17 protein-coding genes are annotated in these 21,800 nt (G+C 61.7%); 8 read left to right on the top strand and 9 right to left on the bottom strand.

Features of this window, described 5'->3' with window-relative positions:
* Window positions 1-15 precede the first annotated feature (15 nt).
* Genes ACQ4W7_RS01680 through ACQ4W7_RS01665 form a run of 4 tightly spaced genes read left to right on the top strand, consistent with a single transcriptional unit; the run spans window position 16 to window position 4,368 of the window.
* Window positions 16-1,383: a TadA family conjugal transfer-associated ATPase gene (locus ACQ4W7_RS01680; RefSeq protein WP_426071674.1), complete on the top strand. Its 1,368-nt coding sequence runs from the start codon at window positions 16-18 to the stop codon at window positions 1,381-1,383.
* Window positions 1,384-1,393: 10 nt separating this feature from the next.
* A complete protein-coding gene (locus ACQ4W7_RS01675; RefSeq protein WP_426071673.1) occupies window positions 1,394-2,368 on the top strand; it encodes a type II secretion system F family protein in 975 nt (324 codons plus the stop codon).
* 19 nt (window positions 2,369-2,387) lie between these two features.
* Window positions 2,388-3,335 (top strand): type II secretion system F family protein, encoded by a 948-nt coding sequence (locus ACQ4W7_RS01670; protein WP_436527976.1) that lies wholly within the window; start codon window positions 2,388-2,390, stop codon window positions 3,333-3,335.
* A 13-nt stretch (window positions 3,336-3,348) separates the two neighbouring features.
* The gene (locus ACQ4W7_RS01665; RefSeq protein ID WP_436527974.1) at window positions 3,349-4,368 is read left to right on the top strand and encodes a LytR C-terminal domain-containing protein; all 1,020 of its coding nucleotides are present in this window, start codon (window positions 3,349-3,351) and stop codon (window positions 4,366-4,368) included.
* Window positions 4,369-4,388: 20 nt separating this feature from the next.
* Here the strand turns inward: ACQ4W7_RS01665 and ACQ4W7_RS01660 are convergent, their stop codons facing one another.
* From ACQ4W7_RS01660 to edd, 3 genes are all read right to left on the bottom strand, one after another.
* Window positions 4,389-4,910, bottom strand: coding sequence for a Rhs element Vgr protein (locus ACQ4W7_RS01660; protein WP_436527972.1), 522 nt, complete (start codon window positions 4,908-4,910; stop codon window positions 4,389-4,391).
* A 181-nt stretch (window positions 4,911-5,091) separates the two neighbouring features.
* On the bottom strand, window positions 5,092-5,721 hold the full coding sequence (eda, locus tag ACQ4W7_RS01655; RefSeq protein WP_010400696.1) for a bifunctional 4-hydroxy-2-oxoglutarate aldolase/2-dehydro-3-deoxy-phosphogluconate aldolase: 630 nt from the start codon (window positions 5,719-5,721) through the stop codon (window positions 5,092-5,094).
* Between the two features lie 3 nt (window positions 5,722-5,724).
* Window positions 5,725-7,638, bottom strand: coding sequence for a phosphogluconate dehydratase (gene edd / locus ACQ4W7_RS01650; RefSeq protein ID WP_426071669.1), 1,914 nt, complete (start codon window positions 7,636-7,638; stop codon window positions 5,725-5,727).
* A gap of 334 nt (window positions 7,639-7,972) precedes the next feature.
* Here edd and pgi point away from each other — a divergent pair, with 334 nt between their 5' ends.
* Together pgi and ACQ4W7_RS01640 are read left to right on the top strand one after the other, a co-directional pair.
* Complete coding sequence (pgi, locus tag ACQ4W7_RS01645) at window positions 7,973-9,637, top strand: glucose-6-phosphate isomerase (protein ID WP_436527970.1); 1,665 nt, start codon at window positions 7,973-7,975, stop codon at window positions 9,635-9,637.
* Between the two features lie 9 nt (window positions 9,638-9,646).
* Window positions 9,647-10,543 (top strand): SMP-30/gluconolactonase/LRE family protein, encoded by an 897-nt coding sequence (locus ACQ4W7_RS01640; protein ID WP_436527968.1) that lies wholly within the window; start codon window positions 9,647-9,649, stop codon window positions 10,541-10,543.
* A 120-nt stretch (window positions 10,544-10,663) separates the two neighbouring features.
* On the opposite strand, the gene ACQ4W7_RS01635 is transcribed toward ACQ4W7_RS01640, so the two are convergent.
* Window positions 10,664-11,617 carry a chemotaxis protein gene (locus ACQ4W7_RS01635; protein WP_436527966.1) on the bottom strand — a complete coding sequence of 318 codons (954 nt, stop codon included), beginning with the start codon at window positions 11,615-11,617 and terminating at the stop codon, window positions 10,664-10,666.
* Between the two features lie 550 nt (window positions 11,618-12,167).
* On the opposite strand from ACQ4W7_RS01635, the gene zwf reads away from it, so the two are divergent.
* Both zwf and ACQ4W7_RS01625 read left to right on the top strand, forming a co-directional pair.
* The gene (gene zwf / locus ACQ4W7_RS01630; protein WP_426071665.1) at window positions 12,168-13,640 is read left to right on the top strand and encodes a glucose-6-phosphate dehydrogenase; all 1,473 of its coding nucleotides are present in this window, start codon (window positions 12,168-12,170) and stop codon (window positions 13,638-13,640) included.
* Window positions 13,641-13,724: 84 nt separating this feature from the next.
* Window positions 13,725-14,579: an SIS domain-containing protein gene (locus tag ACQ4W7_RS01625; protein ID WP_034750862.1), complete on the top strand. Its 855-nt coding sequence runs from the start codon at window positions 13,725-13,727 to the stop codon at window positions 14,577-14,579.
* Window positions 14,580-14,719: 140 nt separating this feature from the next.
* Here the strand turns inward: ACQ4W7_RS01625 and ACQ4W7_RS01620 are convergent, their stop codons facing one another.
* From ACQ4W7_RS01620 to ACQ4W7_RS01600, 5 genes are read right to left on the bottom strand one after another with little or no spacing between them, the layout of a single operon-like run.
* Window positions 14,720-15,175, bottom strand: coding sequence for a DUF3304 domain-containing protein (locus tag ACQ4W7_RS01620; protein WP_436527964.1), 456 nt, complete (start codon window positions 15,173-15,175; stop codon window positions 14,720-14,722).
* 38 nt (window positions 15,176-15,213) lie between these two features.
* Window positions 15,214-17,385 (bottom strand): phospholipase effector Tle1 domain-containing protein, encoded by a 2,172-nt coding sequence (locus tag ACQ4W7_RS01615; protein WP_436527962.1) that lies wholly within the window; start codon window positions 17,383-17,385, stop codon window positions 15,214-15,216.
* Window positions 17,386-17,389: 4 nt separating this feature from the next.
* Window positions 17,390-17,842: a DUF3304 domain-containing protein gene (locus ACQ4W7_RS01610; protein WP_436527960.1), complete on the bottom strand. Its 453-nt coding sequence runs from the start codon at window positions 17,840-17,842 to the stop codon at window positions 17,390-17,392.
* 40 nt (window positions 17,843-17,882) lie between these two features.
* Window positions 17,883-18,812 carry a DUF4123 domain-containing protein gene (locus ACQ4W7_RS01605; RefSeq protein WP_436527958.1) on the bottom strand — a complete coding sequence of 310 codons (930 nt, stop codon included), beginning with the start codon at window positions 18,810-18,812 and terminating at the stop codon, window positions 17,883-17,885.
* Window positions 18,813-18,824: 12 nt separating this feature from the next.
* Complete coding sequence (locus tag ACQ4W7_RS01600) at window positions 18,825-21,644, bottom strand: type VI secretion system Vgr family protein (RefSeq protein WP_436527956.1); 2,820 nt, start codon at window positions 21,642-21,644, stop codon at window positions 18,825-18,827.
* Window positions 21,645-21,800 lie beyond the last annotated feature (156 nt).

Genomic DNA, 21,800 nt, shown 5'->3' with positions numbered 1-21,800 from the left:
CACCGGAGACCGACCATGACTGCCGAAAAACTCACCCTGCGGGACCGCCTGGGCTATGCCCAGGATGACGCCAGCCTGAATGACGATGCCGCGCACCAGGGCGCAGCTAGCCAGAGCTACCAGCAACTCAAGCACCGTACCCACCAGGCGCTACTCGACCGCGTCGACCTGGAAGGCATGCAGCGCCTGTCGCGCGAGCAGATCCGCGACGAGCTGAAAATCCTCGTCAGCGACGTGCTCACGGAAGATAATGTGGTGATCAACGAGCTGGAACGGCGCTCGCTGATCCGCGACATCCAGGACGAGGTACTCGGCTTCGGCCCGCTCGAACCGCTGCTGGCCGATCCCGGCGTGTCCGACATCCTCGTCAACACCTACCGCCAGGTGTATGTCGAGCGCCACGGCCGCCTGGAGCTGAGCGACATCTGCTTCACCGACGATGCCCACCTGATGAAGATCATCGACAAGATCGTCTCACGCGTGGGCCGGCGCATCGACGAGTCGAGTCCCATGGTCGATGCGCGCCTGCCCGACGGTTCGCGCGTCAACGCCATCATCCCGCCGCTGGCCATCGACGGCCCCGTGATGTCGATCCGCCGCTTCTCGGCCCAGCCGCTGCGCCTGGCCGACCTGATGCTCAAGCACAGCCTGACGGAAGAAATGAGCACCACCCTGCAGGCGCTGGGCAAGGCCAAGGTCAACATCCTGATCTCGGGCGGCACGGGCAGCGGCAAGACCACCATGCTGAATGCAATTTCTGGCTTCATCAGCACGGCCGAACGCATCGTCACCATCGAAGACGCGGCCGAACTGCAGATGCAGCAGCCGCACGTGGTGCGCCTGGAAACACGGCCCGCGAACATCGAAGGCAAGGGTGAAGTGACGCAGCGGGCGCTGGTGCGCAACGCGCTACGCATGCGGCCCGACCGCATCATCCTCGGCGAGGTGCGCGGCGCCGAGGCGCTCGACATGCTGCAGGCGATGAACACGGGCCACGAAGGGTCGATGGCCACCATTCACGCGAACACCCCGCGCGACGCGCTGACGCGCCTGGAAAACATGATCAGCATGGCATCGGCGGGCCTGCCCGTGAAGGCCATGCGCCAGCAGATCAGTTCTGCCGTCAGCGTGGTGGTGCAGGTAGCGCGCCTGACGGACGGCAAGCGCAAGATCATTTCGATCCAGGAAATCACGGGCATGGAAGGCGAGATGATCACCATGCAGGAAATCTTCACCTTCCGCCAGACGGGCATCGGCGAGGACGGCACGGTGCAGGGACATTTCCATGCCAGCGGCGTACGGCCGCATTTCCTGGAGCGCTTGCGCGCCTTCGGCATCAGCCTGCCGGAAACCCTGTTCGATCCCGCCCGCCAGTACCATTAAGGGGAGCATCATGGACTATCTCTATTACGTATTCGCCATCCTCACCTTCATCGCCGTGGTGCTGCTGATCGAGGGTCTGTACCTGGCATGGAATACCTCGCGCGGCCCCGAAGCGGAAAGGGTCGCGCGCCGCCTGCGCATCATGTCGGCCGGCGCGCATGGCGACACGGGCAGCTCGATGATCAAGAAGCGCCTGCTAAGTGACACCCCTGCCCTGCAGCGCGTGCTGCTCAGCGTGCCCCGCGTGCATGCGCTCGACCGCCTGCTGGAGCAATCGGGCCTGAGCTGGAGCGTGGCCAGCTTCGCCGGCGTGATGCTGGCCACGGCCGGCACCGCGTTTTTGCTGCTGAGCTACTTCAGCGTACCGTGGCTGCTGCGCCTGCCGCTGGTGGCCGGCGCGGCCCTGCTGCCGCTGCTGCTGGTCTTGCGCGCCAAGGCCAAGCGCCTGCAGCGCATCGAACAGCAATTGCCCGATGCGCTCGACCTGATGGCGCGCGCCCTGCGCGCCGGCCATGCCTTCCCCACCGCCCTGAAAATGGTCGGCGATGAAATGAACGCGCCGCTGGCCGTGGAATTTCGCGCCACCTTCGACGAAGTCAATTTCGGCATCGCCATGCAGGACGCCCTGATGAACCTGGCCACGCGCGTGCCCAGCACGGACTTGCGCTATTTCGTCATCGCCGTGCTGATCCAGCGCGAAACGGGCGGCAACCTGGCCGAGCTGCTCGACAGCATCAGCCGCATCATCCGCGAGCGCATCAAGCTGCTGGGACAGGTGCGCGTGCTGTCGGCAGAAGGCAGGCTGTCGGCCTGGATCCTGTCGCTGCTGCCCTTCGGCGCGGCGGCCATGATCCAGCTGACCAATCCGCAGTTCCTGGAAATGCTGTTTGTCGACCCGGGCGGACGCAAGATGCTCGTCGCCGCCCTGCTGATGATGGTGTGCGGCGTCTTTGTCATGCGCAATATCATCCGCATCCGTGTCTGAGCCCGCAAGGAGAATCCTCATGAACCCCGTCCATTTCGCCTTTCTCGCCCTGCTCTTCATTGCCGTCTTTGGCACCGTACTGGTCGCCATGCGCAGCTTTGCCCCCGATCCCTTGCGCCAGCGCATGGACAACGCCACCGGCAAGAGCGCGGCAGCGCCTGGCGCATCGGCGCCCAGCCCCTGGCTGGCGCGCATGGTGCGCCTGAGCGGTCCGCTGGCCAAACTGTCGCTTCCCGAGCAGGGCTGGGAAGGCTCCGTGATGCGCCGGCGCTTCATGAATGCCGGCTTGCGCCAGGCGTCGGCGCCCATCCTGTTCTTTTCCGCCAAGACCATGCTGGCCATCGGCCTACCCCTGCTGCTGTTCCTCGGACTGAGCGCCTCGGGCAGCCAGATGGCGGGCAAGGCTCTCCTGTTCTGGCTGCTGATCGTGGCCGCCATCGGCTACTACCTGCCCAACTTTGTCCTGCAACACATGATCAAGCGGCGCCAGCGCGATATCTTCGAAAGCTTTCCCGATGCGCTGGACTTGATGACGGTGTGCGTGGAAGCGGGCCTGGCCATGGACGCGGCGTTGGCCAGGGTGGCGGCCGAGATCGCCCTGAAAAGCACCGTGCTGGCCGAGGAATTGCATCTGGTGATGCTGGAACTGCGCGCCGGCAACACCAAGGAGCGGGCGCTACGCAACCTGGCCCTGCGCACGGGCGTCGAGGATGTCGACGCGCTGGTGGCCATGCTGATCCAGGCCGAGCGCTTCGGCACCAGCATCGCCGCCTCGCTACGCGTGCAGTCGGACCAGCTGCGCACCAAGCGCCGCCAGATGGCCGAGGAAGAAGCGGCGAAGATCGCACTCAAGCTGCTGTTCCCCCTGATCTTTTTCATCTTCCCTTCGCTGCTGGTCGTCCTGATGGGACCAGCCTTTCTGCAAATTTACCGCGTGCTCCTGCCCAGCATGGGCGGCGGCAGCTGACCGGAGAACCGCCATGTCACAGCACACCCCCCTGATGCTCATGCTAGCTTGCGCCGGCCTGCTGCCCGCCTGCGGCCACCTGCCCGGCCCGGCCAGCCCAGGTCACCGCGAGGCGCCGCCACAGGCACGCATCGATGACAGCCCTGCCGTCCGCACTGCCGCGTTCTGCAAGCTGGGCAAGCGCATGCAGGAACTGGGCGACCCGCGCGCGGCGCTGGCTGCCTACCGCGAAGCCCTGCTGCTGACGCCCACGTCGCCCGATGCGCGCAATGGCGCCGCCGTGCTGCACGCGCAGCTGGGCCAACTGGAAACGGCGCGCAGCATGCTGCAGGCGCTGACGCAGGAGGCACCCACGGCCAGGACCTACAACAACCTCGGCTATGTGCTGTACCTGCAGGGCGATTACGCCCAGGCGGCCAGCGTGCTGCGCCAGTCGCTGCAGCTGGACAACGGCCAGCAGCCGGCGCGCGCCAACCTGGACCTGGCCATCGCAGCGCTGGCGCGCAGCATCGGAACAGTCGATGCGGTCGATGCCACCTCTGACACCATCGCGCCCGATCTGGCGCCGGCGCCAGCGGCCCCAGCCAGCCGCTTGCAACTGACGCAATTGCAGCCGAATATCTTTGCGCTAAGCTGGCGCGACACGCCCGTAGCAGCGCGCGCCCACCTGCAGGCTCCGGCAAAACCGGCAGCGACAGCGGCACCACTGCCACGGCTGGAAGTCATCAACGGCAATGGCGCAACGGGGATGGCGGCGCGCATGCGCGGCGTGCTGGGCGGCATGGGCATCAGCGTCTTGCGGCTGGGCAACCAGCGGCCGTACAGCGTCCAGGCCAGCAGCATCGTCTACCGCCCCGGTCATGCGCAGGCGGCCGCCGCGCTGGCCCTGGCCTTGGGTGGCATGCCGCAGCTGCAGGCCGCCGCAGACAGCGGCATCGGCGCGGGCGCCGACCTGCGTTTATTGCTGGGCAAGGATGCGGCGGCCAGCCTGCGCGCGCCGGACGTACGCCTGGCATCGAATATGGCGCAGTAGCGCTAGCATCTGTGGTGGCATTAACGCGGCAGCAAGCGCCGGTCGGCAGGGTCGAGCAGGAAGCCCTGCAAGATTTCCTGCAGTTGCGGCAGCTTTGCCACGTAGGCGGGAATGCCCAACTGGCGCGCGCCAAAGTAGTGGGCGATGATGTCGCCCTGCTGCTCCATGTTGAAGTCGGACAGGACGCCGCCGGCCTGCGCGTCGTAGCGGTAGGCGCGCTGCCGGATGTAGCCGCCGCACAGCGCCAGCAACACGCCATGCAACAGCACGCAGTAGCCGAGCTGGTACTGCCACACATGCACCATTTCATGGATGAAGAACAGCTTGCCGCCGTTGCCTTCGCGGGAAAAATCGTCGCGGTACTGGGCCGGCATGAAATGCAAGCTGCCGCGCGGCGTCATCGCCGTGTTCTGGTCCTGCAAGCCAAACGGTAGAAAGGAGCCGCGCACTACGCGCACGCGCGCGTCGTCGATGGCGCCCTGAAAGACGCTGCGGGCCATGGCGGTTTCGCCGATGGTGAGGGGACGGCGCAGCACGCGCATAGCACTCCGTCAGAAGAAAGAAACGGCAAGCACGAAAGCTTGCAGAGTACTACAACTGCAAGTACCTGACAGAAGCGTAGCGAGCGGCAGTGATTTGTGGCTAAGAAGCGCAACCGTACTCTAGTACGGTGAGCATCGCAGGCCGCAAAGCACGACGCGCAGTAGCTTATGTCAGGTACGACTAAGCGGAGCGAAGGCCGCTGGCAGCTTTGGCTATTTCCGTGATGCGGTCCCAGTTGCCGGCCGCGATCGCGTCCTTCGGCGTCAGCCACGAGCCGCCCACGCAGGCGACGTTCTTGCACGCCAGGAACTGCGATGCCGTCTCTTGCGAGATGCCGCCCGTCGGGCAGAAGGTGATGTCCGGCAGCGGGCCGTAGATGGCGTTGAGCATGCCGATGCCGCCGGCCGGCACGGCCGGGAACAGTTTCAGCTGCTGGAAGCCGTTTTCACGCGCAGCCATCACTTCGCCCGGCGTCATCACGCCTGGCAGCAAGGGTAGGCCGCTGCTTTTCGCCGCCGCCACCAGGGCCGACGTCAAGCCAGGCGAGACACCGAAGACGGCGCCTGCATCGCGCGCCTGGACGAATTCCTCGGGACGCGTGAGCGTACCGACGCCGACGATGGCGCCCGGCACGGCCGACATGGCGCGGATCGCTTCCAGGCCATGCTTGGTGCGCAAGGTCACTTCCAGCACGCGGATGCCGCCCGCCACCAGCGCGCGCGCCAGCGGTACGGCGTGTTCAGGATCGTCGATCGCAATCACGGGGATCACGCTCGAGGTGCGCATAATTTCCAGTAGTGTCATGGTCATCTCTTATTTCCTAGCCAAAAAGTCTTCATCGGAACCGGGTACGGTATCACCGACATTGTCGGCGTCGTGCAAGGCGACGGTGGTGGGAATCGGCGACGGCAGGCCGAAGGTGGTGGCACCCTCTTCCGCCGCGCTGACGGTGGAACGGAACATGGAAAACAACTCGCGGCCCATGCCGACGTGGTTCGGCGACAGGTCGGCCGTGACCAGCGCGCGGGCGTGCCAGACGTCGGCCGGCACCAGCGCTTCGAGCACGCCGGTGAAGGCGTCGAGGCGGATGATGTCGCCATCGCGCACCAGGCCCAGGGGGCCGCCGGCGAGGATTTCAGGCGAGACGTGGATGGCGGCCGGTACCTTGCCCGATGCACCCGACATGCGGCCATCGGTGACCAGCGCCACGTGGCGGCCCGCATCCTGCAAGTTGGCCAGCGCCGGCGTCAACGCATGCAATTCCGGCATGCCGTTGGCGCGCGGGCCCTGGAAGCGCAGCACGGCAACGAAGTCGCGGTCCAGGGTGCCGGCCTTGTAGGCGGTCATGAACTCTTCCTGCGAATTGAACACCAATGCCGGCGCTTCCACCGTGCGGTGTTGCGGCTTGACGGCCGAGACTTTCATGACGGCGCGGCCCAGGTTGCCGGACACCAGCACCATGCCGCCGTCCGGCGCGAACGGGTTCGAGGCGGGACGCAGCACGTTCTCGTCGGCGCTGACCTCGGGCGCGTCCTTCCAGAAAACCTTGCCGTCTTCGCCCAGGAACGGCTCCATGCAGTGCGCGCGCAAGCCGTGGCCCAGAATGGTGTTGACGTCCTCGTGCAGCAAGCCCGCGTCCAGCAGTTCGCGGATCAAATAGCCCGTGCCGCCGGCCGCGTGGAAATGGTTCACGTCGGCGTCGCCGTTCGGGTAGATGCGCGTGAGCATCGGCACGATGGCCGACAGTTCGTTGAAATCGTTCCAGTCGATGACGATGCCGGCCGCCTTGGCGATCGCCACCAGGTGCAGCGTGTGGTTGGTCGAACCGCCCGTGGCCAGCAAGCCCACGACGGCGTTGACGATACATTTCTCGTCAACGATATGGCCGACTGGCAAGTAATTGGCGCTTTGCGCCGTGATGCCGGCGGCGCGCTGGGCGGCGGCGGCGGTCAGCGCATCGCGCAACGGCGTGTTCGGCGTGATGAAGGCGGCGCCCGGCAAGTGCAGCCCCATCACTTCCATCAGCATCTGGTTGCTGTTGGCGGTACCATAAAAAGTACAAGTACCGGCGCCATGGTAGGCTTTCGATTCGCCTTCAAGCAAGTCTTCGCGCGTCGCCTTGCCTTGCGCATACAGCTGGCGCACCTTGGCTTTTTCCTGGTTCGACAGACCCGACGTCATCGGACCAGCCGGCACGAAGACAGCCGGCAAATGGCCGAAGTGCAGCGCGCCGATCAGCAGGCCCGGCACGATCTTGTCGCACACGCCCAGGTACAGCGCCGAGTCGAACATATTGTGCGACAGCGCCACGGCCGTCGACATGGCGATGGTGTCGCGCGAAAACAGCGACAGTTCCATGCCCGGCTGGCCTTGCGTCACGCCATCGCACATGGCGGGCACACCGCCGGCGAACTGGGCCACGGCGCCCACTTCGCGCACGGCTTGCTTAATGATCTGCGGGAAGCCGTCGAAGGGCTGGTGCGCCGACAGCATGTCGTTGTATGAAGATACGATAGCCACGGAAGGCTTCTTGTATTCTTTCAGCGACAGCTTGTCGTTGGCGGGAAAAGCGGCAAAGCCGTGCGCCAGGTTGGTACACGACAAGGCGCCGCGCTGCACGCCCTGGATGCGCGCCGCATCCAGATGCGCCAGGTAGGCGCCGCGCGATGGCCGGCTGCGCGCGATGATGCGCGCTGTTACGGATTCGACTACTGGATGCAGCGCCATATGGATTTCCTTAAAAATGAGTATTTCGTGAAATTTTACTACAAAATGGTGAAGAAGAAGCACTCTTGCATGGGTCAACCACAGAAATACGCCACGAATTGCGGCTTATCAAAGCCAACCCCGGAAATATCGCGTATCAGCACCTGCCAAACGCTCTCTTATGTCACTGGTGCATTCGCTAAAAAAAGCGAGGCAAAATCGGCTTCACGCCACAAACTGTAGTGAAATTACGTTTTTCTGATGTATTATTCTCCTACCAACGCCGGCACACCCGTTCGCCACGATGAACGCGCCGCGCTCCTTTCAACCGAGACAAGCACCCAAGCCGACCGCCATGCGCCAGCCAGTACCTACTCCTGCCATCACCGCCACCGCCAGTTTCCAGTCCCTGCAAGCGCATAGCACCAGCCTGCGCGAAGTGCATCTGCGCCAGCTGTTCGCTCTTGACCCCGCGCGTTTTTCCAGCATGACAGTCGATGCGGCAGGACTGCTGCTCGATTACTCGAAGAACCGCGTTGACGCCACCGCCATGGCCCTGCTGATGGACCTGGCCCGCGAGCGCGACGTGGAAGCGCAGCGCGAAGCGATGTTTACAGGCGAGAAAATCAATCTTACCGAACATCGGGCCGTTCTGCATACCGCCCTGCGCGCGCCACGCGGCAGCAAGCTGGTGGTCGATGGCCAGGATATCGATGCCGACGTGCAAGATGTGCTGCAGCGCGTGAAGGCGTTTACGGACAAGGTGCGCAATGGCAACTGGCTCGGCTACACGGGCAAGCCGATTTGCGACATCGTCAACATCGGCATCGGCGGCTCGGACCTGGGCCCTAAAATGGCTTGCCTGGCACTGCGTTCCTACGCCAACCCAGGCCTGGAAATGCACTTTGTTTCCAACGTCGACGGGCATGACATGGAAGCGACCCTGTCCAAAGTCGATCCGGAAACCACCCTTTTCATCGTGGCCTCGAAAACCTTCGTCACGGCTGAAACCATGCTCAACGCCAACACGGCGCGCGCCTGGTTCCTGCTCGAAGGCGAAGAAAAAGATCTGGCCCAACATTTTGTGGCCGTTTCGACCAACACGCAAGCCATCGTCGACTTCGGCATTTCTCCGGAAAACATGTTCCCGTTCTGGGACTGGGTCGGTGGCCGCTATTCCGTCTGGTCCTCGATCGGCCTGGCAGTGGCGCTGTCCGTGGGCTTCGAATACTTCAGCGATTTCCTCGCCGGCGCGCATGCGATGGACCAACATTTCCGCCAGGCGCCACTGGAACAGAACATGCCGGTAGTGCTGGCCATGGTGGGCTTCTGGAACCGCCAGTTCCTCGATTGCGGCTCCGTTTCCATCGCGCCCTACCACCAGGACTTGAGTCGCTTTGCCGCCTATTTGCAACAGCTGGACATGGAAAGCAACGGCAAGCGCGTCACCAAGGATGGCGTGCCCGTCGACGTACCGACCGGCCCCGTCATCTGGGGCGATTGCGGCACGAATGCGCAGCACGCGTATTTCCAGTTGCTGCACCAAGGCACCGACATCACGCCCATCGATTTCATCGCCGCCCTGCGCGCCACGCACGATTTGCACGGCCACCACGACGCCCTGTTGGCCAACTGCTTTGCCCAGTCGGAAGCCTTCATGACGGGCAAGACGGGCGAGGAAGTACGCCTTGATCTGCAGGCGCAAGGCTTGCCGGAGAACGAGATCGAAGCGCTGGTGCCGCACAAGACCTTCCCCGGCAACCGCCCAAGCAACACCATCTTGATGGACCAGCTGACCCCGACCACCCTGGGCGCCCTGATCGCACTGTACGAACACAAGACCTTCGTGCAGGGCGTCCTGTGGAACGTCAACAGCTTCGACCAGTGGGGCGTGGAACTGGGCAAGGTACTGGCCAAGAAAATCCAGGCCGAACTGACGGGTGTAGCCCGTCCCGACCACCACGACAGTTCGACCAATGGCTTGATTGCGCTGGCCAAGGCTGCAAAAGCCGCATATTAAAAGAGATAAATGAATATTTACGAAATCAAAGTAGTCAGCGACAAAGCCATGCAAGTGGGCGAATGCCCGCTGTGGCATGGTAAGGAAGCGGCCCTGTACTGGGTCGATATCGATGGCTGCGCCGTGCACCGTTTGCACCCGGCCAGCGGCAAGCATGCGCAGTGGAGCATGCCGACGGAACCGTCGGCGCTGGCCATCAATGCCGGCGGCGGTCTGATCGTGGCCCTGCGCAGCGGCTTTGCCCACCTCGACACGAAGACGGGCAGCCTGGCGGAAATCGCCCCGGCGCCGTTCGACATGACCACCACGCGCTTCAACGATGGCAAGGTTGACCCAAGCGGACGCTTCTGGGTTGGCACTATTTTCGAGCCGCGCAGCGCCGATGCGGCGGAAATGTTCGTGCTGGAAAAGGGACAAGTGCGCAAGGTCTGGTCCGGCGGCATGACGGTGTCGAACGGCCTGGGCTTCAGCCCGGACGGGCGCACCATGTACCATGCGGATACCACCACCCACCGCATCGACCGCTACGATTTCGACGCGGCTACGGGTGCAATTTCCGAGCCGCAACCATTCCAGCGTTTCTCCACCGATAAAAAAGCGGCAGACTACGGCGGACGCCCGGACGGCGCAGCCGTCGACAGCGAAGGCAATTACTGGTCGGCCATGTTTGAAGGCGGCAAAATTGTACGCTTCGCCCCCGATGGTCACCTGCTGGGCGAAATTACCGTGCCCGTGCGCTGCCCCACCATGCTGACCTTTGGCGGCCCGGACCTGCGCACCCTGTACATCACCAGCGCCAGCCACAAGCGATCAAACGCCGAGATCGCCAACTACCCTTTGAGCGGCCACGTGCTGTCGGTGCGCGTGGACGTGGCGGGCCAGCCGGAAAACCTGTATCAGGCATAACTATTGTCAAGCATGAAAAAAGCGCCAGACCCTCGCGGGTAGCGGCGCTTTTTTATGCCCAACGGCGTGGGTCGGATTACGCGGCTTACCGCCGCTAATCCGACCTACCGCCATTCCGGCCTACCGCGCCAATACCTTGCGGATGGTTTCAGCCAATTCCGCCGCCACAAACTTGGCCACATAACCATCGGCGCCCACGCCCTTGACATGGTCTTCGTTGGTCGAGCCCGTCAGCGACGAGTGGATCACCACGGGGATGTTGGAGAAGCGGCCATCGTTCTTGATGTTGCGCGTCAGAGTGAAGCCATCCATTTCCGGCATTTCCAGGTCGGTCAGCACCAGCGCGACCTTGTCTTTCGCCGTCTTGCCTTCGGTCGCCGCCTGGGCCGAGATCGCCTGCAGGCGCTCCCACGCTTCCTTGCCCGTCTTGGTCATGATGAAGGGCACGCCCATCGCTTCGAGGCCCTTTTCGATCAGCGAGCGGGCCAGCGAGGAATCGTCGGCCGCAAGGATCACGGCACCGGCCGGCAAGCGCACTTGCGGGCCGATGCTGTTCTGGTCCACATCGGGATCGCCAGACGGCAGCACGTTACGCAGGATTTGCTCCACGTCCAGCACTTGCGCCAGGCGCGTCTTGTCCGTGTCGCCATCGAGGCGCGCGATACTTGTGACGAGGCCGCCACCGACGCTCGATTCGGCCGACAGGACCTGATTCCATTCCAGGCGCACTATTTCATCGACCTCTTCCACGGCGAATGCCTGGGTCGAACGGGCGAATTCCGTTACCATCAAAATCTTCAAGCCGCTGCTCTTGCAGCCGACGGCCATCGGCAAATCGATCACGGGTACGATCTGGCCGCGAATATTGACCACGCCCAACATGTGCGGATGCGAACCGGCTACCGCCGTGATGAGCGGCATTTCCATGATTTCACGGACTTTGAACACATTGATGCCGAAGAGTTCGCGGCTGGTCGAGTGATCACTGGTGCCCAGCTTGAACAGGAACAGTTCGAATTTGTTATTGCCTGTCAGGCTGGTGCGTTCATCGACATCTTGCTGCATTGAATTCATTGTGTCCCCTTGAGCCGTCTTGTAAAGTTAAGTCTGCCTACCCGTGATGCTGCGGGCAGTGCGGACTGCACGTCGCACGGACGTCGGATGGCGGGTTCGGGGCATGGCCGGCGCTAGCGGTGCAGTGTAGTACAACCAATAGTTACTATTGATTTCAGCTTGAATTATACGTTTTTTTACTTTCTTCAAAGCTACTTTACGCTGCCAACGGCGATCCTGACAGTATTTCTTGATTTGCTTGTTGCTACAGCGCAAATGATGATGGAGAGAATCGAAAATTTCCTTGGCAACCATGGTTGCTTTGAAAAGTCCTGTGCGAAGCGTGACGGCGCACCAGCGCCAGCGAACGGCATATAATGGTCTTGCCAGCGTCGCAGGCGCGCATACCGGGCAAAACTGCGACGCCAGGGAATGGAATGTAGTAAAATTTCTTGCAATTGCCTGTTCTACGTAGTAAATTTACACCACCGAATATAGTAACGACAGACTGGCACTTCCGGTCGGCCTCCTCCCCGCTCCGGCTCTTTTACTTTTGCGACGACACTCACTTATGGCACTTACCGATTTTGACCTGGTCCTGTTTGGCGGCAGCGGCGATTTAGCAATGCGCAAGTTGCTGCCTGCAATGTACGCGCGCGACGTCGCGAACGATTTGCCGCCGACGGCGCGCATCATCTGTGTGGGCCGCCAGGACAGCGGCCAGGATGCCTTCCTGAAGATGGTAGAGACCAACTCGCGCCCCCACATCAAGGCCAGCACCCTGAATGCCGCCACCTGGAGCAAATTCTGCGCGCGCATCGTGTATGTGTCGCTCAACGCCAGCGATGCGGCCACGTACGCGCCGCTGGTCGAAGCGCTGCGCGGCGATGCCGACCTGACGCGCGTGTACTATCTGGCGACGCCGCCGCATCTGTTCGCGCTGATCTGCGACAACCTGGAAGACAACGGCCTGGTGACGCCGAATTCGCGCGTGGTGCTGGAAAAACCGCTGGGCCGCGACCTGGCCAGCGCCAAGCAGATCAATGCAGAAGTGGGCAAGGTCTTCCAGGAATCGCAAATCTACCGTATCGACCATTACCTGGGCAAGGAAACCGTGCAGAATTTGCTGGCTCTGCGTTTCGGCAACATTCTGTTCGAGCCGCTGTGGCGCCGCGAATGGATTTCCGATGTGCAGATCACCATCGCCGAGAAACTCGGCGTGGGCAACCGCATGGGTTACTACGACACCTCGGGCGCGCTGCGCGACATGCTGCAAAACCATCTGCTGCAACTGCTGTGCATCGTCGCCATGGAACCGCCGACCTCGATCGCACCGGATGCCGTGCGCGATGAGAAACTACAAGTGCTGCGCTCGCTGAAAAAATTCACGCCCACCACCCTGGCACAAAACATCGTGCGTGGCCAGTACCGCGCAGGCCACGTCGACGGCGTCACCGTGCCGAGCTACCGCGACGAGCCGGACGCGCCCGAGCATTCGCACACCGAGACCTTTGTCGCGCTGAAGGCGGAAATTGATACCTGGCGCTGGGCCGGCGTGCCGTTCTACCTGCGCACGGGCAAACGCATGGCTGACAGCCTGGCCGAGATCGTCGTGCGCTTCAAGCAAATTCCCCACTCGATCTTCAACCAGCCCACCTCCAGCTTCCAGCCGAACTGCCTGGTGATCCGTTTGCAGCCCGACGAAGGCTTGCGCATGAATTTGATGGCAAAAACCCCGGGCGACGGCATGCGCTTGAAACCGGCGGAACTGGAACTCGATTTCCGCGAATCGTTCAAGACGCCGCGCATGGATGCCTACGAGCGCCTGCTGCTCGACGTCCTGCGCGGCCAGCTGACCCTGTTCATGCGCGGCGACGAACTGGAAGCGGCCTGGGAATGGGTCGAACCGATACTCGACAACTGGGAACAGAACGACAGCGCGCCGATTCCGTACACGGCCGGCACCTGGGGCCCGGCCGCGGCCAGCGCCCTGATCGGGCGCGATGGCTTGCAGTGGCGTGAAGAAGCCTTACCCGAGGATTAACCGGCAATGCAAGGGCCTGCCCATGCCTGGGCAGGCCAATCTCCCATTTCCCACTCCTGAACACCTACCCAGAAGATTATCCTGATGCTGCTTGACTCCATCCGCACCCAGCTCGATTCGCTCTCCAAGTCGGAGAAGAAGGTCGCGCTGGCCGTGCTTGACCAGCCGAACCAGACGGTCAGCCAGAACATCACGGCGCTGGCGAAAAGTGCGCAGGTGTCGGAACCGACCGTGGTGCGCTTTTGCCGCACCCTGGGCTACGACGGCTGGCATGAATTCAAGCTGAAGCTGGCGCAAGGCCTGGCCCTGGCCATGCCGGGCGCGAACGAACAGCCGGCGCAGGACGACCTGGCGGCCGACCTGGTGAATAAAATCTGCAGCCGCTCGATCAATACCCTGCTCGACCTGCGCAACAACCTGAATCCGGAAGCGATCCAGCGCGCGCTCGACATCCTGTCGCGCGCCAGCAAGATCGAATTCTATGGCCAGGGCACGTCCGGCATCGTGGCGGCCGACGCGCAGCACAAGTTCTTCCGCTCGGGCGTACCGACGGTGGCCTACAGCGATCCGAACATCCATAGCATCGCCGCGGCCCTGCTGCGCGGCGGCGACTGCCTGGTGGCCATCTCGCAGCGCGGCAACAGCCCCGCCCTCGTGCGCTCCGTGAAACTGGCGCGCCGCGGCGGCGCCGACGTCGTCGTGCTGGCCCCCTCGGGCACGCCGCTGGCCGACTTGGCGACCGTACTGATCCCGATCGACCTGGTCTTCAACACCGACCCCTACACCCCGATTTCCGCCCGCCTGGCCTACCTGGTGGTGATCGACGTGCTGGCCGTGGGCCTGGCCCTGCAACGTGGACCTGAATTCCGCAAGAAGATGCAGAATGCACAGAAGGCGCTGCAGGAATTCGATATGCAGTTCGACTCCTTCATCGGTTGATCCCGCATCGGCGCCAGCCTCGCTGGTGCCGCTCCTTATCCAAACGTCTCCATCGGACCAGGATGTCTCTTCCTTGATCCCACATGAAGAACCGATACACGCGCAGCCTTTGCATCGAAAGATCAGCCCACCATCCGTGTCTAAGAATTGGGATCCTTTGGTTTCCCATAGTGGCGTATCGGATGAGCAGTGCTATATCCGGGATAAATTGAAACCACAACCCGAACTTCGTCGTTTGGAAAAAAATGGATATAGATACTTCCTGTTTCATCGTATTTTTCCACCTCCACCATTTTTTCTTTGACAATATGCGTATGTTCTTCTGGCATATCCCACCGCACCAGAACCATCATTCCCGGGTACCACACTCTCGGGATAGAGGCACAGCAAATTTCTGCCCCTCCCGCTCCCCACCTAGCCATATTGGCGCCTCCGGCCCCATCCACCGATGCGGAGTAAATATACTTCCCCGTATGGTTGACTATACCCACCTGCGCTCCCGCAGTAGCACTTGGACCGGCTTCCTCAACCTGCCTGGCCTTGAACGCACAGCCGCTCAGCAGCAAGGCAGTGACAAGATAAATAATCCATTTCAAAATTTTCCTTTCGGCTCCAGCCGCACTGAAATCACGCTCTATGCGAGCGCCTCGATCCGCGTTGCGTAGCGCTGCTGCGCCAGGTAAATCTCTTCATCGGCTTTGGCCTGCGCAATATCCTGTACCAAGTTTTCGCTCCACACGAATTCTTCGGGTGCTTCTTTCGCCCTGATGCCGGCCGTCGGCATGCGTTGCAGTTCCTTCTCGTGCACGCTTTTCCTAAAGAAGCCGCTTTGCGGATAGTAGCCACGGCGCAGGATATAACCACCGCCCTCGCGCCGCGTATAGGTTTGCGTGGTAATCGCCCCGCTGCGCATGTCGGCGCTGTCGGCATCTGTGCGGATCGGATAGGGGGTGCCATACTGCGCTTCCTTGACCAGTGCTTCCTCTTCCGGCGTTAATGCTTCGCCATTCTTCTGTTTCAGTTGCGCGGCTTCCGTTTTACGGTTGAGCTCATACGCGCGTTTATAAAAGCCGTCTTTAGGCGGTTTATTGGCGAACGAGGCGATCTTGGCCCGCTTATCGTATTCCGTCACTTCGCCCGCCATATAAAAGCCGGCCAGCGAATCGTGTACATAGTCGTCAAAAAAACGCATCACTTCGGGTGGCAGCGGTTCGGGGTGATCGAATATGTCGAGCGCCCATGCTTCCCATTTATCCAGGTATATATGATTTTGAGCCCGATAAAATTGCCAGTGATTGATGCGCTTGCTATCCTGCGCGATGAACGGTTGCCCCTCATCGCCATGAAGGAAAGCTTTGCGCGCGCGCAGCGCTTCCAGATCGCCTGCCAGCAAGCGGTTGTAGGAACCCAGATCCTCCCGCTCCTGCGCGCTGGCCGCCTTGAAGCTGGTCGTGGCTTCCAGGGTCTTAACGCGCACGGCGCGCCAGCGGTAATACAGTTGCATATGCTTGCTCAGCAAGTCGCCTTGCTTGGCAAGCTCGGCGGTATACGCTTCCCATGCCTTGGCAAGCTCTTGACTGACCAGGAAATCCTCCTGATCGCGAAGTTCCAGTTCGCTGAACGGTATCAAGGGTACGCCCTTGAGGCGCGCCTCCTTGAACATATGCGCCAGCGGGATTTGCGACAGCAAGGCCGCTTGTCCGCCGCGGCCCTTTCCTTGCTCGCCCGGACCATAGCCGCCTCCCACGTCGGAGTGTACGCCAGGAAAATACACTTCCTCGATTTTCCCCGTCAGGCGCGTGACGGGAAAATTCATGCGCTGTTCATGCGCGGCAATACTATGCAAGCCAGCCTTGACGCAAAGAGGCAGTGGCTTGAGCAATTCATTAGCCCAGGCCCAATGGCCATCGAACATCGCGCCAGGCGCAATCGTGGTTTTCGCGACAGACGCCGAGCTGCCCACAGTTGCCACCGTGTCAAAGACGCCAAGAAAATCGATGCTGGCGAGGATGCCGGCAAACTCCTGCACCTCACCTTCGCGTGGCGTGAGCAAATCGGCAAACAGCTGGCAAAACGCCACCGCCTCGGCAGCGCCACGCGAAAAACCGAACACCGACAAGGTCAGCGATGGAATATGCGGCTTGGGTTGTGCCGCCATCGCGGCTTTAAGTTTTTCAATATGCTCAGCGAACCAGTCCGAGTGGGTCATGAAGCGCTCCCTGCCGGTTGAGGGATGCGCTACCTTTTCGTGGCCTACGGCATTATCATAGGTACGGGAAAGTTCACCGGCCTTATCTGATTCATATAATGGCGTGTCACTTCCATATATCACTCGATGAATTGCATTTAAAACTTGCAATAACCCCCATATAATTCGCGCCTGCCCTCCTTTGGCAAAAGCTTTACCCTCATCCGATTCAGTTAATTCGCCTATCTCCTTAAATGGCGTTCCCACGCCAGGAATATAATATGAGAAATATCCATTTTTTGTTTTATCACCAGGATATGCCGAAAATAAACGCGCCACATTACTATGACTGGCTTCATTGGAGTCTATCACAACATTATTTATAGGGGTAGGCTTCTTCGTTCTCGGATCGAGCACGCCTGTCCTAACCCCATTCCTATCGCGCTCCAGGTTATTATTGGTTCCATCAAAGAAAATTCCAACCCTCACTGGAATATTACATGGAGCGTTATCTTTATTATCACATATCTCCTTCGCAATTTTGGATTGCTCTCGCGTCGATAGTTTTAGAAAAAAATCGACGGGAAACGGCGCAGAGGTGGGAGTTTTGCTAATCATAATATCAAGGGATATTGGCAGGTTTTCCGGAATGAAGAATAGGATGAATTTTGCTAGGCCCTCCGGCATTTGACACAACCACTCTCACCTCGTCATTCTCAAAAAAATGCATATAAATATCTCCCGGCCTATCATATTTTTCCACTTCCACCATTTTTTCTTTGATAACGTCGGTACGCCCTTCAGGCATATTCCAACGCACCAAGACTTTCATTCCCGGATACCACACTCGAGGAATGGATGCGCAGCAAATATTGGCAAGTCCCGCCCCCCATCTGGCCATATTCCCCCCTCCGGCCCCATCAACCGATGCGGAATAAATATACTTCCCCGTATGGTTGACAATACCCACCTGCGCCGTCGCGGTAGGACTTGGGCCGGCTTCCTCAACCTGCCTGGCCTTGAGGGCGCAACCGCTCAGCAGCAAGGCAGCGCCAAGATAAATAATCCATTTCATAATTTCCCCTTTATAAAAGTAAGCAGTTGAAGGAACATGGCTAGGCAGCCGAGCGCGCCTGCCAGAAATCGTCGGGTAGCGCGTCGAGTTCGGATAGGTAATTCGCACCCTGGCGCGTCCGCCGCAACAGGCTGGCCATCGCAGGATGCAAGGTAAAGTCATCGGCCAGCATCAAGGCCAGGGCGCTGAAATGCTGACGCTGGCCCGCCGCCTCGATGCCGCTGGCGCTTGCCACAAGCAAATGACGCGCCACGCGCGCGTGACACTCGGCCGGGGTGCCGGAATGAAACAGGTCCGGCTGCACATCATGCAGATTGGCCAGGATGGCGTCGGCCTCGGCGATATCCACCAAGGCGGCAAAGGCGGTGTCGCTGAGGGGGAATTTGTCAAACTCCGCCGGGACAGGCCTAGGCTGCGCCTCGCCCTGCCAACTGATCAGGGAGCCATCGCGCCGCAGCGACCACCAGCGGTAGATGGGGCTCAGCAAATGCGCAGACTGCGTTTCAGTCAAGGCTGCCAGCAAGGCCGGCAATGTGCGGCTATCGGCCCAGCGCACGGGCCATTCGACGGTGTCTGGCGTAATGGCAATCAAATAGGGGCGCAGATGCTGCTCCAGCTGGTCGATATTTAGCGTGCTGGCGATGATGCTGAGCATGGGATTGCCTGCGCACAGCGAAAACAGGCGCTGCAGCCACTCGGCCTGCTCGCTGCTTGTCGATGGCGCCGCCATTAAATGCGGTGCGGCACTCTTGAAATTTTGCAGCGAGGTGTGCGCATACAGCGACTGGCGCCGCAAGCGGCTCGGGTAGCGCTTGGTGAAAAACTCCTCATCGCAGGCGCCGTCCAGCAGCGCCAGCAAGTGCAAGGGCTGGCCGCCGTTCGCCACCGCCGCCTCCGCGCGCAAGGCCTGCAGTTGCTGTGCAATCAGCACTGGAACTTCTGGGTCGGGAACATCGATGGCAAAGTACATCAGGGCTCCTTTCTAGGCTGCCGTGGGCGCGACAAATGGGCTACCGCTACGCAACGCTGCCAGCAGACACGCTTTGCAGACGCTGGCAGGCAGCGCCGGCAACGGATAAGCCAGCCGTGTCGGCCCGATAAAACTCTTCTTGCCGGCATATACCGTGATCTTGCCCGGGCACTGGATCGTGATATTGCCACCCTCGATGGTGATGTTGGCCCCGCCCGCCGTCGACAGGCGGATGCTTTTCGCCGCCGCCCAGTCGATGTGCGCGTTGGCGCTGATGACGTTGACCTCTTCGCGCGCCTGCACCTTGAGCACGTCGGCCTGCGCCTGCAGGTCGATGGCCTGTTTGGCGGCGATCAGCTGCAGGCCGATATTGTTCTCGCCCGCCGTGACCACGCCGCCCAGCATGCCGATGGCCTGGCCGCTATGCACGCGCAGTTTTCCGCCGCTGCTGAACTGGGTATCTTGGCCGCTCATCACGGTGACGGTTTCGCCGTTGACCAGTTGCATGTCTTGCCCTGCGACGACGCCCAGTCCAGCCCTGGCGGCAAGCGCGATGATGGCGTCCTTTGTTTGCGGCAACTGTTCATGCATGCCGGAGACGCTGGCCAGCATCGCCTTGAGCGGCGCGGCCTTGTCGTCGAGCTCGCTGGCGTTCGGCGCGCTGGCGCCGACATGGCTGGCGTAGGCCACTGTCTGGTGCGTCTTGGCGGCCTGGCTGAAGGTGTCGCCCAGCAGTACAGCCTGTTTCAACAATGCCATGCCGCCGGCATTGTCGCCGGCCGGATCGCGTTGCGCGGCGTCGTGCCTGAGCACATAGCTGCTCACCAGCAAGCCCGCCTTGGCGCGCACCGCGCCATACGCATCGGTGCGCAACTCCGCACCGGCGCCGCGCAGGCTGCCGCGATAATTGTCGGCGCCATGGATCAGGTGGCCCAGGTTCAGTTCGCTGGCCGCATGGCTGCTTTTCAGTTGCACCCGGCCCTGGCTGTCGGTGTCGTCGAACAGCAACTGGTTATAGCCCGCCGCGCGGCCCGCCTTGCCGAACTCCTTGCTGCGGATGCCCCATTGCGCTGCGCCATTGCGGTGCGCCGCGCTGGCACCTGCGGCGCCATGCCACAGCGGACTGTTGCCGCCCGCCAAGTTGCCCTGGCCCGCGATGGCGTGGTCGTGCGCCGGCTGGAATACGCCGGCATCGTTTTGCTCACGCGCCATGCCGCCCGGCGTGGGTACGGTGCCGCCCTCGCCCTGCCCGTTGTACAGGGCGCCGATGATGACGGGCCGGTCGATATCGTTTTCCAGAAATTGCACCAGCACTTCCTGGCCGATACGCGGCAGGAACTGGCTGCCCATGCCGCCGCCGGCCGCGCGCTGCGCCACCCGTACCCAGCACGTCGCGCCCATTCCCTGCTGCCCCTGCTGCCCTTGCTGCCAGTGAAAGCGGATGCGCACCCGCCCCAGCTTGTCGCAATAGATTTCATCGGCGCCGCTGGCCACGTCATTGCCGTCGGCGCCCACGACGATGGCGCTCTGGCTGCCCAGGGCGGTCGGCGTGGCGTGCTGGCGCGCATCGTTGTCATCGTGCACCGGACGCCACGGCGTGCTTGCGGTGATCATCTCGATGCAGTTGGCGTAACCGCTGGCTTGCGCCTGGGCAAGCGCGGCGGCGAAATCGGGAAACCCTGCGCCCCACTCTGCCACGCTTTCTTCCAGCAATTCCGCTATCGGGCCGAACAGTTCCGCCAATCCCTCCAAGGCCGGCGCCGGCAGGTTGTTGACGCCGATGCTGGCCACGCGCAGCACGACATACTCGGGTGCGGCACCGTCGGCTGGCTGCAACGGTCCCTGCGTCAGGGTAAAGCGCGTGCCGGCGCGCAAGGTGCGCACGGTCGAACGCGCCTGCCACTGCTGGGCGCGCGCTTCGTAGGCCTGCATCTGCAACCGCGCGTAGCGCTGCGCCTGGACGCCATTCGCATACCAGTACTGGCCCGGTGTGTCGTAGCTTTCCAGCAGCGGCGCGTTCTTGCCGCCGAGAACCATATTCGTCGGCACGCTGGCCGCGACCGCCTTCTTGGCCTTGTAATCGTAACTGAGCACGCTGCTCAGCCCGACGTGCAGGCTGCGCCGCGCGCTCAAGGCTTGCACGCTGTCGCCCAGCTCGCCGACGCGCGCGCCATGAAAACGCAAGCCGCTGCCTTGCACGCTGCTGGCGTCCTCGGGCGTGGCACAAGCCTGGCTGCTGTCGGCAAAGACAATCAGCGTCTGATCGTCAAACCGCCAGGCCAGCCCTTCTTCGGTCAGCAGGCGGCGCACGAAATCGAAATCCGATTCGCGGTACTGGCAGCAATAGCTGCGTTCGCCCGCTTCCTGCATGCACGACGCGACCTCGTCGCTCCAGCGCCACAGCGCGTGCGGCGCATACGCCTGCAATACCTCGTCGACGATGGCTGTCACGGTTTTGTCTTGCCAGACGCGGCTGTTACGCACTTGCGTCAGCAACCACAGCCACGGCGTGATGCGCAAGCGGTAGCGCGCCAGTCCGCCATTGCTGCCGAGCATGGCTGCGGCGCTGATGTAGCCGGAAAACTGGGTGCGCGTGCCGTCTGCCAGGCTGATATGCAGGCTGGCCGGCTGGCCCAGCAGGGATGCCAGCGGCACATGGGCGCTGGTGGACAAGGCGATGATGTCGCGCGCGCCGATGGTTTGCAGTGCCTCGTCGGCCGCAAAGGCCTCGACCAGCAAGCCGCTGTCCTGGCCATCGGCGCCGATGGACAATGCATACAGGCGTGTCGCGCCATTGAAGGCGGCCACTGCGCTAACGATATCTTGTGTCAAAAGATGCTCTTCATCTGGAGTGTGGCATCGCACATTGCTTATAAAAACAATGTGCAAAATAAACAAGTCCAGGCAATTATGCGCGAGTTCTTAAAAAAGCAAGATTCAATTGAGCAAGTAGTGCGCGGGGAAGACAATAGTCGGTGCTTCGTGCAA

Source organism: Janthinobacterium algoris, from assembly GCF_051380935.1.
GTDB lineage: Bacteria > Pseudomonadota > Gammaproteobacteria > Burkholderiales > Burkholderiaceae_D > Janthinobacterium.
This window is presented reverse-complemented; position numbering and strand designations above follow the sequence as displayed.